General features: G+C 75.8%; 1 protein-coding gene. It reads left to right on the top strand.

Going from position 1 to position 14,811, the window contains the following annotated elements; all coding sequences use genetic code 11:
• Positions 1 to 33 precede the first annotated feature (33 nt).
• On the top strand, positions 34 to 14,811 hold the full coding sequence (locus tag OHQ87_RS13110) for a type I polyketide synthase (RefSeq protein WP_328348243.1): 14,778 nt from the start codon (positions 34 to 36) through the stop codon (positions 14,809 to 14,811).

Genomic DNA, 14,811 nt, shown 5'->3' with positions numbered 1-14,811 from the left:
TCCGGACCTCTGACCACGATACGGAGTGGCTCGATGCCCACTGAGGAAGAGTTCCTCGACTACCTCCGGCGCGCCACGGCGGACCTGCGCGAGGCGCGGCGGCGCGTGCGCGAGGTAGAGGCGAAGGACCGCGAGCCGATGGCCATCGTCGGCATGGCCTGCCGCTACCCGGGTGGCGTCAAGAGCCCGGACGAGCTGTGGCAGTTGGTGGCCGACGGCCGGGACGGGGTGGGGGACTTCCCGACCGACCGGGGCTGGGACCTGGAACGCCTCTTCTCCGCCGACCCGGACAACCCGGGTACCTCGTACACGGACAAGGGCGGCTTCCTCTACGAGGCCACCGAGTTCGACCCGGCCTTCTTCGGCATCTCGCCGCGTGAGGCCCTCGCCATGGACCCGCAGCAGCGGCTGCTGCTGGAGAGCGCCTGGGAGGCGTTCGAGTCCGCCGACCTCGACCCGCAGCGACTGCGCGGCAGCCGTACCGGGGTGTTCGCCGGGGTGATGTACCACGACTACGCCTCCCGGATGCTTGACCTGCCCGAGGGCGTGGAGGGCTACCTGGGCACCGGCAACTCCGGCAGCGTCGTGTCGGGTCGGGTCGCGTACACGTACGGCCTCGAAGGGCCGGCCGTCACCGTCGACACGGCCTGCTCGTCGTCGCTGGTCGCCGTGCACCTCGCCGTGCAGGCGCTGCGCCAGCGCGACTGCGACTTCGCCCTGGCCGGTGGGGTCACCGTGCTGTCCACCCCCGGCGTCTTCGCCGAGTTCTCCCGGCAGCGCGGCCTCGCCGCCGACGGCCGGTGCAAGTCGTTCGCCGCCGCCGCCGACGGCACCGGCTGGGCCGAGGGCGTCGGCGTCCTGTTGCTCCAGCGGCTCTCCGACGCCCAACGCGACGGTCGACGCGTCTACGCGGTGATCCGGGGTAGCGCGGTCAACCAGGACGGCGCGAGCAGTGGCCTGACCACCCCGAACGGCCCCAGCCAGGAGCGGGTGATCCGGCAGGCGCTGGCCAACGCCCGGCTCTCCCCGGCCGACGTGGACGTCGTCGAGGCGCACGGCACCGGCACCACCCTGGGTGACCCGATCGAGGCCCAGGCGTTGCTCGCCACGTACGGGCAGGACCGCGCCGACGGGGGGCCGCTCTGGCTCGGCTCGGTGAAGTCCAACCTCGGCCACACCCAGGCCGCCGCCGGGGCCGCCGGCATCATCAAGATGGTGCTGGCGATGCGGCACGGCGTCCTGCCGCGCACCCTGCACGTCGACGAGCCGTCCCCGCACATCGACTGGTCGGCCGGCGCGGTCGAACTGCTCACCGAGGCCCGCCCCTGGCCGGCGACCGGCCGGGAGCGGCGGGCCGCCGTGTCGTCGTTCGGTATCAGCGGCACCAACGCCCACGTCATCATCGAGCAGCCTCCCGCCGTCGCGGAGCCTGAGCCGGCGGTGCCGGCCGCCGCGCCGCCGCTGGTGCCGGTACCGCTCTCCGCCCGCAGCTCCGAGTCCCTCGCCGCGCAGGCCCGCCGCTGGGCCGACCACCTGGCCACCGACGACTCCGTCCGGCCGGTCGACGCCGCCGTGTCCGCGCTCAGCCGGGCCGGACTGGACCGGCGGGCCGTGGTCCTCGCCGCCGGCCGCGCCGACCTGCTCGCCGGGCTGCGCGCCCTCGCCGTCGGCGAGCCGGACCCCACACTGGTCACCGGCACCGCCACCGGTCGCGGCCGGATCGCCTTCCTCTTCTCTGGCCAGGGCGCACAGCGCGCCGGCATGGGCCGTGAGCTGTCCGCCGCGTTCCCCGCCTTCGCGTCCGCGTTGGACGAGGTCTGCGCGCACCTCGACCCCCACCTGCCCCGGCCGTTGCGCGAGGTGCTGTTCGCTGCGGAGGACTCGGCCGAGGCCGCCCTGCTGAACCAGACGGTCTTCACCCAGGCCGGGCTCTTCGCCGTCGAGGTGGCCCTGTTCCGGCTCGCCGGTTCCTTCGGGCTCGTCCCCGACTTCCTGGTCGGCCACTCGATCGGCGAGCTGGCCGCCGCGCACGTCGCCGGGGTGCTCACCCTCGCCGACGCCGCCGCGCTGGTCGCCGCCCGGGGCCGGCTCATGCAGGCCCTGCCGGCCGGCGGGGCGATGCTCGCGGTCGGCGCGGACGAGGCGGCCGTGGCCGATTCGCTGGCCGGCGTCTCCGGCCGGGTCGACATCGCCGCCGTCAACGGTCCCGCCGCCGTGGTCGTCTCCGGCGATACCGAGGCCGTCGACGAGGTGGCGGCGTTCTGGGCCGGCCGGGGCGCGCCCACCCACCGGCTCCGGGTCAGCCACGCCTTCCACAGCGCCCTCATGGACCCGATGCTCGCCGAGTTCGCGGCGGTCGCGGAGGGACTGACGTTCCGGCCACCCACAGTGCCGATCGTGTCGAACCTGACCGGTCGGATCGCCGAGCCGGAGCAGCTGTGCCGCCCCGGTTACTGGGTGCGCCACGTCCGGGAGGCCGTGCGTTTCGCCGACGCCGTCGCCCACCTGGCCGAGGCCGGCGTCGGCACCTACGTGGAACTGGGTCCCAACGGGGTGCTCACCGCCATGGCGCAGAGCTGCCTCACCGACCCGGCGGCGGTGCTGGTGCCGCTGTCCCGCAAGGACCGGCCCGAGCCCCGCGCCGTCCTGGAAGCACTCGCCCAGCTGCACGTCCACGGCCTCGCCGTCGACTGGGACGCCCTGCTCGGCGGCACCGGCGCCCGCCGGATCGCCCTGCCCACCTACGCCTTCGCGCACGAGCGGTACTGGCTGGAGCCGGTCGGTCGGCTCGCCGACGTCTCCGGCGCCGGCCTGGGTGCGGCCGGGCACCCGCTGCTCGGCGCGGCGGTCTCCGTCGCCGGCGAGGACATGGTGCTGCTCACCGGCCGGCTGTCGCTGGCCACCCACCCGTGGCTGGCCGACCACGCGGTCTCCGGCGCGGTGGTGCTGCCCGGTACCGCGCTTGTCGAACTCGCGGTCCGGGCCGGCGACGAGATCGGCGTCTCCCGGGTGCGGGAGCTGACCGTCGCCGCGCCGGTGGTGCTGCCCACCACCGGCGGCACCCGGGTGCAGGTGCGCGTCGGTCCCGCCGACGACGCCGGCGCCCGCGCGGTGACCGTGCACGCCCAGGCCGAGGACGACCCGGACGCCGACTGGGTGCGGCACGCCGAGGGCGTGCTGGAACCAGCCGCCGCCGACGAGCCCGGCCTCGGGGCGTGGCCGCCGGCCGCCGTGACCGAGGTCGCGCTCGACGACTGGTACGACGCGCTGGCCGGACGCGGCCTGACCTACGGGCCGGCGTTCCAGGGCCTGCGCCGGCTGTGGACCGGAGACGGCGAGGTGTACGCCGAGGTCGCCCTGCCGGAGGGCGTCGCGGAGGCCGCCGGCGGTTTCGCGGTGCACCCCGCCCTGTTGGACGCCGCCCTGCACCCGGTGGGGCTGCTGCTGGCCGGCGAGGGCGGTGGCCCCCGGGTGCCGTTCACGTTCGAGGGCGTCCAGGTCCACGCGTCCGGCGCGTCGGCGCTGCGCGTACGGCTGAGTCGCGACGGCTCCACGGTGCGGCTGGTCGCCGCCGACGGCGCGGGTGCTCCGGTCGTGTCGGTGGACACCCTGGTCCTGCGGGAGATGACCGCCCCGGTCGCCCCGGACGCCGCGGCCCGGTCGATGTTCGAGGTCGCCTGGCAGGCCGAGGAGGTCACGCCCGTCGACGACCTGTCCGGCTGGGCGCTCCTCGCCGGCCCGGACGGGGCCCACCCCGCCGGCCTGCCCGCGTACCCCGACGTGGCGGCCGTGCTGGCCGCGGGCGACCCCGGGTCGCTGCCGCGCATCCTGGTGCTGCCGGTGTCCGCCGCGTCCGACGAGGACGTGCCGGAGTCCGTCCGGGCAGTCGCCTCGGAGGTGCTCGCGGTGGTGCAGGCGTGGCTGGCCGCCGACGCCCTCGCCGACTCCCGGCTGGTGGTGCTGACCCGGGGCGCGGTGGTGGCCCGGGACGCCGACCAGCTCGCCGACCTGGCCGGCGCGGCCGTGTGGGGCCTGCTCCGGTCGGCCCAGTCCGAGCACCCGGAGCGCATCGTCCTGGCCGATCTCGACCGGGACCCGGACGCCGCCACCCTCGCCGTGCTGGCCGGCGTCGCCGACGACCTGCCGGCCACCGGCGGTCAGGTGGCGCTGCGCGCCGACACGGTGCTGACCCCCCGCCTCGTCCGCGCTGCGCTCCCCCCGGCCGGGGACCTGCCCGCCGTCGGCGACGGCACGGTGCTGGTCACCGGCGGCACCGGGGCGCTGGGCGCCCTCGTCGCGGAGCACCTGGTCACCGCGCACGGTGTGCGATCGCTGCTGCTGGTGTCCCGGCAGGGACCGGCCGCGCCCGGCGCGGACGCGCTCGCCGAGCGGCTGACCGGCCTCGGCGCCCGGGTCGAGGTGGTCGCCGCCGACGTCACCGACCGGGACCGGGTGGCCACACTGGTCGCGGGTGTCCCCGGCCGGCTGGCCGGTGTGGTGCACACGGCTGGTGTGCTGGACGACGGGGTGGTCTCGGCGATCAGCCCGGAGCGGCTGGCCGGCGTGCTGGCCCCGAAGGCCACCGCCGGCTGGTGGCTGCACGAGGCCACGGCGGGTCTGGGCCTGGACCTGTTCGTGCTGTTCTCGTCCGTGGCGGGCGTTCTCGGCTCCCCGGGTCAGGCCGCCTACGCCGCCGCGAACACGTTCCTCGACGCCCTCGCCGCGCACCGCCGTCAGGCGGGACTGCCGGCGGTCAGTCTGGCGTGGGGCATGTGGGACACGGACGGCATGGCCGCGTCGGTGTCCGAGGCGGACCGGGCCCGGTCGACCCGGGCCGGCCTGACACCGATGAGCGCCGAGACCGGTCTGGAGCTGCTCGACGCCGCCGTGGCGGCGGACCGGGCCGCGCTCGTGCCCGCCGTCATCGACGTGCCGGCGATGCGGTCCCAGGTCGTCGCCGGGCGGGTGCCGTCGCTGCTGCGGGCGCTGCTCGGCGCGGTCAGCGTCCGCCGGCAGGCCGGCAAGGGCAACTGGGCCGACCGGCTGGCCGGCCTGGCCCCGGACGAGGCCCGCGACCAGGTCGACACCCTCGTCCGAGGTCTCGTCGCCCAGGTGCTCGGGCACGGTGGGGCGGAGGCGGTGCCGGCGGATCGGGCGTTCCGGGAGTTGGGTTTCGATTCGTTGACGGCGGTGGACCTGCGCAACCGGGTCAACGCCGCCACCGGCCTGCGGCTCCCCTCCACGCTGGTCTTCGACTACCCGACCCCGCAGATCCTGGCCGCCCAGGTGTACGCCGAGTTGGCTGGCGGCCGGGGCGGTGCCACGGCCCCCGCGACCGAGGCGGTGACCAGCACCCGCCTCGACGAGCCGATCGCGATCGTGGGGATGGCGTGTCGGTATCCGGGTGGGGTGGAGAGTCCGGATCAGTTGTGGGAGTTGTTGGTCTCGGGTGGGGACGGGGTGGGGGAGTTTCCGGTTGATCGGGGTTGGGATCTGGGGTCGTTGTTCGATCCGGATCCGAACAACAGTGGTACGTCGTATACGCGGCATGGTGGGTTTCTGTACGGGGCGGCGGAGTTCGATCCGGGGTTCTTCGGGATCTCGCCGCGTGAGGCGTTGGCGATGGATCCGCAGCAGCGGTTGTTGTTGGAGGCGTCGTGGGAGTCGTTCGAGTCGGCGGGGTTGGATCCGCAGGGGTTGCGGGGTAGTCGTACGGGTGTGTTCGCCGGGGTGATGTACCACGATTACGCCTCGCGGTTGTTGGATCTGCCCGCCGAGGTGGAGGGCTATGTCGGTACCGGCACGTCGGGCAGTGTCCTGTCGGGTCGGGTGGCGTACACGTTCGGGTTGGAGGGTCCGGCGGTCACCGTGGACACGGCATGCTCCTCGTCGCTTGTCGCCCTGCACCTCGCCGTGCAGGCGCTGCGTAGCGGCGAATGCGATCTCGCCCTCGCGGGCGGTGTGACGGTGATGGCCACGCCGGGGACGTTCATCGAGTTCTCCCGGCAGCGGGGTCTGTCCCAGGACGGTCGGTGCAAGTCGTTCGCCGCGTCGGCGGATGGCACGGGCTGGGGTGAGGGTGTGGGTGTTCTCCTCGTGGAGCGGTTGTCGGATGCGCAGCGGCGGGGGCATCGGATCCTTGCGGTGGTGCGGGGTTCGGCGGTGAATCAGGATGGTGCGTCGAACGGTCTCACCGCGCCGAATGGTCCGTCGCAGCAGCGGGTGATCCGGCAGGCTCTCGCCAACGCCCGGCTGTCGACGGCGGACGTGGATGCGGTGGAGGCGCACGGCACCGGCACCACGCTGGGTGACCCGATCGAGGCGCAGGCGCTGTTGGCCACGTACGGGCAGGACCGCGAGGTGCCCCTGCTGCTGGGCTCGATCAAGTCGAACATCGGTCACACGCAGGCCGCGGCCGGTGTGGCGGGTGTGATCAAGATGGTCCTGGCGATGCGGCACGGCCTGGTGCCGCCGACGCTGCACGTAAACGAGCCGTCCCCGCACGTGGACTGGACCGCCGGAGCGGTGGCTCTGGCGACGGAGGCGACGCCGTGGCCGCAGACCGGTCGGCCGCGTCGGGCGGCGGTGTCGTCGTTCGGTATCTCCGGCACCAACGCCCACGTCGTGCTGGAGCAGGCCGCCGGGCCCACGGTCGTCGCCGAGTTCCAGCCGGGCATCGCCGCCGCCGGGCTCGTCCCGCTCGTGCTGTCCGCCACCGACCGGGCCGCGCTGCGGGAGCAGGCCGTCCGCCTGCGGTTGCACCTCGCCGCGCACCCCGAGATCGAACCGGCCGAGGTGGCGTACGCCCTCGCGACCACCCGGGCGGCGTTTCCGCACCGGGCCGTCGTGCTCGGCCAGGACCAGGCCGAGCTGAGCCAGGGCCTGACCGCGCTCGCCGACGGCGGGACCGTCCCCACCGTGGTGACCGGCTCGGCCCTGCGCAACACCAACCCCGTCTTCGTCTTCTCCGGGCACGGCTCGCAGTGGCCCGGCATGGCCGCCGAGCTGCTGGAGACCTCGCCGGTGTTCGCCGCGTCCATCGCCGAGTGCGAGGCCGTCCTCGCGCCCTGGGTCGACTGGTCGCTGACCGACGTGCTGCGCGGCACCGACGGTGCCCCGCCGCTGGTCGCCTCCGGTGTCGTGCAGCCCACCCTGTGGGCGGTGATGATCTCCCTGGCCCGGCTGTGGCGCTCGCTCGGCGTACGGCCGGCCGCAGTGGTCGGGCACTCCCAGGGGGAGATCGCCGCCGCCTGCGTGGCCGGCGCCCTCTCCCTCGAGGACGCCGCCAGGATCGTCGCCCTGCGCAGCCAGGTGCTCGCCGACATCGCCGGTCGGGGCGGGATGCTGTCCGTCTCCCTGCCCGCCGACCGGGTCCGCGAGCTGCTGACCCGGTGGGACGGCCGACTCTGCGTGGCCGTCGTCAACGGCCCCAAGTCCGTCGTGGTCGCCGGCGACCCGGAACCCCTCGCCGAGCTGGCCGCCGTCTGCGCGGCCGACGACGTGCGCACCCGTCCCATCGACGTCGACTACGCCTCCCACTCCCCGCACGTCGAGGCCGTCCGGGACCGGCTCCTGGCCAGCCTCGACGGGATCACGGCCCGCCCCGCCGAGCTGACCTTCTACTCAGCGCTCACCGGCCGGCAGACCGACACCACCACCCTCGACGCCGGCTACTGGTACCGCAACCTGCGCGAGACGGTGAACTTCGAGCAGGCCGTGCGCAGCCTGCTCGCCGACGGACACCAGGTCTTCCTGGAGGTCGGCCCGCACCCAGTGCTCAGCTTCGGCATGCAGGAGACCATCGACTCCGGTGAGCACGAGGCTGCGGTGGTGAACACCCTGCGGCGCGGCGCGGGCGGTTGGCCCCGCATGCTCTCCGCCCTGGCCGAGCTGCACGTCCACGGCGTCGACGCGGACTGGACCGCCGTCTGCGGCGTCGCCACCGGCCCCGCCGTGCCGCTGCCCACCTACGCCTTCCACCGGCAGCGCTACTGGCCCGAGGCGCCGGTGCGGACCGGTCCGGCCACCACCGTCGAGGATCCTGTCGACCGCCAGTTCTGGGACGCCGTCGAGCGGTCCGACGCCGACGCGCTGGCCGCCGCGATGCGCATCGACGGGACCGGGGCGCGGGCGCTCGGCGAGGCGCTGCCGGTGCTGTCCGAGTGGCGGCAGCGCCGCCGTGACGAGTCCACCGTGGACGCCTGGCGGTACCGGGTGCGCTGGCAGCCGCTGCCCACCGCGTCGTCCGCCCGACTGGGCGGGACCTGGCTGCTCGTCGCGCCGGCCGCGTACGCGGGCCACGTGATGGTCGGTCAGACCATCCAGGCCCTCGGCGAGGCCGGCGCCGACGTCGTGCCGGTGACTGTCGCCGACCCGGACCGCGGTGCGCTCGCCGAGCAGCTCGCCGGCCTCGACGCCCTCGCCGTCTCCGGCGTGTTCTCCCTGCTCGCCCTGGACGAGGAGGACCACCCGGAGCGCCCGGTCGTGTCCGCCGGGCTCGCCGGCACCCTCGCCCTCGTGCAGGCCCTCGGTGACGCCGGGATCGCCGCGCCGCTGTGGTGCGCCACCCGGGGTGCCGTCACCACGGGCCGCGCCGACCCGCTCGACCACCCTCGGCAGGCCCTGGTCTGGGGCCTCGGTCGGGTCGCCGCCCTGGAACACCCCGACCGCTGGGGTGGCCTCGTCGACCTGCCCGCCGTCCTGGACCGGCGCACCCGGGGCCGGCTCGCCGTCGCCCTCGCCGGCCTGGGGTACGAGGACCAGATCGCGGTACGCACCTCCGGCCTGTTCGCCCGCCGGCTCGTCCGCGCGGGCGAACAGGCGACCCCGCCGGACGCCGCCGGGTGGCGTCCCGCCGGCACCGTCCTGGTCACCGGCGGCCTCGGCGCGATCGGCGCGCACGTGGCCCGGTGGCTGGCCCGCGAGGGCGCGTCCCACCTGGTGCTGACCAGCCGGCAGGGCCCGGCGGCACCCGGCGCGGCCGAGCTGGAGGCGGAGCTGACCGCCCTCGGCGTGACCGTGACGGTGGCGGCCTGCGACGTGACCGACCCCGACTCGCTGCACGCCCTCGTCGACCGGCTCGCCGGGCAGGACGTCCGGATCGACGCGGTCTTCCACGCCGCCGGCGTCGCCCATGCCGGCCCGCTCGCCGGCACCGACCTGGCCGAACTCGCCGCCGCCCTGCACGCCAAGGTGGCCGGCGCGGTCAACCTCGACGCGGCGTTCGGCGGTGACGTGGCCGCCTTCGTCCTCTTCTCCTCCGGCGCGGGCGTCTGGGGCGGTGGCTTCCAGGGCGGCTACGCCGCCGGCAACGCCTTCCTCGACGCCCTCGCCGAGGACCGCCGCCGGCGCGGCCTCCCCGCCACCGCCGTGGCCTGGGGCGCCTGGGACGGCGGCGGGATGATGGCGTCCGAGGGCGCCGACCAGATGTTCCGCTCCGGCGTCCGGCCGATGCGATCCGACCTGGCCGTGGCCGTCCTCGCCCAGGCGCTCGCGCACGACGAGGTGGCCCTCGCCGTCGCCGACATCGCCTGGGACCGGTTCTACCAGACCTACGCGCTGACCCGCCCCCGACCGCTGATCGAGGACGTCCCCGAGGTCGCCCGGCTCGTCGCCGCCCGCGCCCGGGACGACGACGAGCCCACCGAAGCCTCCCCGCTGCGGGCCCGGCTCACCGGACTGGCCGAGCCGGAGCGTCGCCGTACCCTGCTGGAACTGGTCCGGATGCACGCCGCGGCAGTGCTCGGGCACGCCTCCGCCGAGACGATCGGCGCCGACCGGCCGTTCCGCGAGATCGGCTTCGACTCGCTCAGTGCCGTGGAGATGCGCAACCGGCTCGGCGAGGCGACCGGGCTGAAGCTGCCCGCCACGCTGGTCTTCGACCGACCCACCCCGGCCCTGCTCGCCGGATGGCTGACCGACCGCATCCTCGGCGTCACCGAGCGGGTCGACGCCCCCACGTCTGCCGTCGCCGCCCTCGACGAGCCCATCGCCATCGTCGCGATGAGCTGCCGCTACCCGGGCGGGGTGGCCAGCCCGGAGCAGCTGTGGCGGCTGGTCACCGAGGGGCGCGACGCGATCGCGGCGTTCCCCGCCGACCGGGGCTGGGACCTCGACGCCCTCTACGACCCCGACCCGGACACCCCGGGCACCTCGTACGTGCGGGAGGGCGGCTTCCTCGCCGACGCGGGGGGCTTCGACGCTGGACTGTTCGGCATCTCCCCGCGCGAGGCGCTGGTGATGGATCCGCAGCAACGGCTGCTGCTGGAGACCGGCTGGGAGCTGTTCGAGCGGGCCGGTATCGCCCCCGCCGACATGCGGGACAGCAGCACCGGTGTCTTCGTCGGCACCAACGGGCAGGACTACGCCACCCTCCTCATGGCCGCACGGACCGAGACCGAGGGCTTCCAGGCCACCGGCAACGTCGCTGCGGTGCTCTCCGGCCGGCTCTCCTACACCTTCGGCCTCCAGGGGCCGGCGGTCAGCGTGGACACCGCCTGCTCGTCGTCGCTGGTCGCCCTGCACCTGGCCGTGCAGGCGCTGCGGGCCGGCGAGTGCGACATGGCGGTCGCCGGCGGCGTGACGGTGATGGCGACTCCCGGCCCGTTCCTGGAGTTCGCCAGGCAGCGCGGCCTCGCCGCCGACGGCCGGTGCAAGTCGTTCGCCGGGGCGGCCGACGGCACCGGCTGGGGCGAGGGGGCCGGGCTGCTGCTCCTCCAGCGCCTCTCCGACGCCCGCCGCGACGGCCGGCGGATCCTCGCCGTGGTGCGCGGCTCCGCCACCAACCAGGACGGCGCATCCAACGGGCTGACCGCCCCGAACGGCCCCGCCCAGCAGCGGGTCATCCGGCAGGCCCTGGCCAACGCCCGGCTCACCCCGGCCGATGTGGACGCCGTCGACGGCCACGGCACCGGCACCCGCCTCGGCGACCCGATCGAGGCGCAGGCCCTGCTCGCCACGTACGGGCAGGACCGACCGGCCGACCGGCCGCTGCTGCTCGGGTCGGTCAAGTCGAACCTCGGCCACACCCAGGCCGCCGCGGGCGTCTCCGGTGTGATCAAGATGGTGATGGCGCTCCGGCACGACCTGCTCCCGCCGACCCTGCACGTCGACGAGCCCACCCCGCAGGTGGACTGGTCGGAGGGCGCGGTCACGCTGCTCACCGAGGCCACCCCGTGGCCGGAGGTGGACCGGCCGCGCCGGGCGGCGGTCTCCGCCTTCGGGGTGAGCGGCACCAACGCCCACGTCATCCTGGAACAGGCCCCGCCCGTCGAGGCCGACACGCCCGGCGCCGGGCGGCTGCCCGCACTGCCGCTGCTGCCCTGGGCGGTCTCCGGCAACGACGAGGACTGCCTCCGCGCCCAGGCGGCCCGGCTCGCCGACTGGGCGTCGGCGGTGCCCGCCGCCGACCCCGTCGCCGTCGCGCGGGCCCTGGCCACCGGCCGGTCCCACCTGCGGCACCGCGCGGTGCTGCTCGCCGCCGACCGGGACGCGTACCTGGCCGGACTGCGGGCGCTCGCCGCCGGCCAGACCCACCCGGACGTCACCCGGGACGTCGCCGGGTCCGGCGGCACCGTCGCCGTGCTCTTCTCCGGGCAGGGCGCGCAGCACGCCGGGATGGGCCGCGAGCTCTACCGGGCGTTCCCCGCCTTCGCCGAGGCGCTCGACGAGGTCTGCCAACACCTCGACGTGCACCTGCCCCGGCCGCTGAAGACCGTCCTCTTCGCCGACGAGGGCAGCGCCGAGGCGGTTCTGCTCGACCAGACGGTCTTCACCCAGGCCGGGCTGTTCGCCGTCGAGGTGGCGCTGCACCGGCTCCTGGCGGGCTGGGGCCTCCGCCCCGACCTGGTCGCCGGGCACTCCGTGGGCGAGATCACCGCCGCGCACGTGGCCGGCGTGCTCACGCTGCCCGACGCCTGCGCCCTGGTCGGCAACCGGGGGCGGCTCATGCAGGCCCTCCCGGCCGGTGGCGGGATGCTCGCCGTCGCCGCCGGCGAGGCCGAGGTCACCGACACCCTCGCCCGGTACGCCGGCCGGGTGGCCGTCGCCGCCGTCAACGGACCGGCCGCCGTGGTGGTCTCCGGCCCCGGCGACGCGCTCACCGACCTGGCCGGGCACTTCGCCGCTCACGGCGTGCGCACCAAGCGGCTCAACGTCAGCCACGCGTTCCACAGCTCGCTGATGGAGCCGATGCTGGCCGAGTTCGCCGCCGTCGCCGCCACGCTCGACTACGCCCCGCCGACCGTGCCGCTGGTGTCCAACCTGACCGGCCGGGTCGCCGACCCCGGGCTGGTCTGCACGCCTGACTACTGGGTGCGGCACGTGCGGGAGGCGGTCCGGTTCGCCGACACCGTCACCCACCTGCGCGACCTCGGGGCCGGCACCCTGCTGGAGGTCGGCCCGGACACCGTGCTGACCGCCCTGGCCGCCGACGCGCTGCCCGGGGGCGGACCGCTCGTCACCGGGACGCAGCGTCGCGGCCGGGGCGAGGTGGCGACGCTGCTCGGCGCGGTGGCCAGGCTGCACTGCCACGGCGTACGCGTCGACTGGGCGGCGCTGCTGCCCGTCGCCGACCCGGTCGAGCTGCCCACGTACGCGTTCCGGCACCAGCGGTTCTGGCCCGTCGGCGTCGGCGACGTGGTCGGCGCCTCCGGGCAGGCCGCCACGGTGACCGGTACCGCCGACGAGGCGTTCTGGCGGGCCGTGACCGAGGGCGACGGGGACGGGCTGGCGGCCCGGTTCGGCGTCGACCCCGACCAGCCGTTGCGCGCCCAGCTGCCGACCCTCGCCGAGTGGCACCGCCGACGGCAGGGCGACGCGCTGGTCGACGGCTGGCGCTACCGGATCACCTGGCCGCAGCGGCGGCTCACCGCCGGCGTGGCCACCGGGGACTGGCTGCTGGTCGTCCCGGCCGGCACGGCGACGGAGACCGCCGACCAGCTCGGCGAGCTGGTCGAAGGGTACGGCGGTGAGGTCCGTACCGTCGCGGTCGACGCCGCGTCGATCACCCGGGCCGAGCTGGCCGGGCTGCTGCCCGCCGGCGCGCCCTGCCGGATCGTCTCGCTGCTCGCCCTGGACGAACGCCCCCACCCCGACCACCCGCACGTGCCGGCCGGGCTCACCGGCAACCTCGCCCTCGTCCAGGCCGTCACCGACGCCGTGCCGGTCGGGCCGCTGTGGCTGCTCACCCGGCAGGCCGTGACCACCGGCCCGGGCGACCCGATCGCCCGCCCCGCCCAGGCCACCACCTGGGGCCTCGGTCTGGTCACCGCACTGGAACACCCCGCCCACTGGGGCGGCCTGCTCGACCTGCCGGCGGAGCTGGACGCCGCCGCCGGGGAGCACCTGCTGCGGGCGCTGACCAACACCGACGCCGAGGACCAGCTCGCCGTCCGTCCACTCGGCACGCACCTGCGGAGGCTGGCCCGGGCGGCCCGCGGCGAACTGCCCGACGCCCCGGTCTGGCAGCCGCCGGACACCGTGCTCATCACCGGCGGCACCGGAGCGATCGGCCGGTACGCCGCCACCTGGCTCGCCCGGCACGGCACCCGGCGGCTGATCCTGGTCAGCCGGCGCGGCGCGGACGCCCCCGGCGTCGCCGACACGATTGCCGAGCTGGCCGAGATCGGCGCGCACGCCACGGCGGTCGCCTGCGACCTGGCCGACCGGGACGCCGTCGCGGCCCTGGTCGACGGGCTGCGTCGGGACGGCGAGACCGTGCGCGCCGTGGTGCACGCCGCTGGCGTCGGACGCCTCAACCCGGTCGCCGTGGTCAGCGCCGACGAACTGGCCGACGTGGTCTCCGGCAAGACCGCGGGGGCCCGCCACCTCGACGAACTGCTCGGCCCGGACGACCTCGACCTGGTCGTCTACTTCTCCTCCATCGCCGCGGCGTGGGGCGTCGGCGACCACGGGGCGTACGCCGCCGGCAACGCCTTCCTCGACGCCTGGGCGCAGTCCCGGCCCGCCGGTCGGGCCCGGGTGGTCTCGGTCAACTGGGGGCCGTGGGCCGGTGGCGGCATGGTCAGCGACGACCACGCCGTGGCGATGAGCCGGCGCGGGGTCTCCCTGCTCGACCGGGAGCCGGCGATGGCCGCTCTGCGGGCCGCCGTCGAGGGCGACGGCACGGTGCTCACCGTCGCCGACGTCGACTGGGCGCGCTTCGCTCCGGTCTTCGCCTCCGCCCGGCCCCGGCCGCTGATCAGCGACCTGCCCGAGGTGGCGGCCCTGCGCGCCGGCTCCGGCCCGGCCACCGACGGCGGGGAGGAGGTCCTCAGCGGACTGCGCAAGCGGCTCGCCGACCTCACCGCCGCCGAGCAGAACCGGTTGCTGGTCGACCTGATCCGCACCGCCGCCGCCGAGGTGATCGGCCACGACACCCCGTACGCACTGGAGGCCGACCGGCCGTTCCGGGACCTCGGCTTCGACTCGCTGACCGCCGTGGAACTGCGCGGCCGCCTGGCGCAGGCCACCGGTCTCAACCCGCCCAGTTCCGTGGTGTTCGACTACCCGACCCCGCAGGCCCTCGCCGCGCACCTGCGTGCCGAGCTGGTCAGCGAGGCGTCGGTGGAGGCCCTGCCCACCGTCGACGAGCTCGACCGGCTGGAGGAGGCGCTCGCCGGGCGCGAGGCCGACGACATCGGCCGGGTGCGGATCACCATGCGGCTGCACCGGCTGTTGGAGCGTCTTGGCGCCGCCGAGCGGGGCGGCGGCGAGCGTCCCGACGGGGCCGCCGGGGTGGCCGACCGGCTGCGGACGGCCAGCAACCAGGAGCTGTTCGACCTTTTGGACAGGGACCTCGGGCTCTCCTGA

The sequence above is a fragment of the Micromonospora sp. NBC_00421 genome, assembly GCF_036017915.1.
Classification (GTDB): domain Bacteria; phylum Actinomycetota; class Actinomycetes; order Mycobacteriales; family Micromonosporaceae; genus Micromonospora.
Note: the sequence above shows the minus strand (reverse complement) of the source record. Positions and strands in the feature narration are given on the sequence as shown.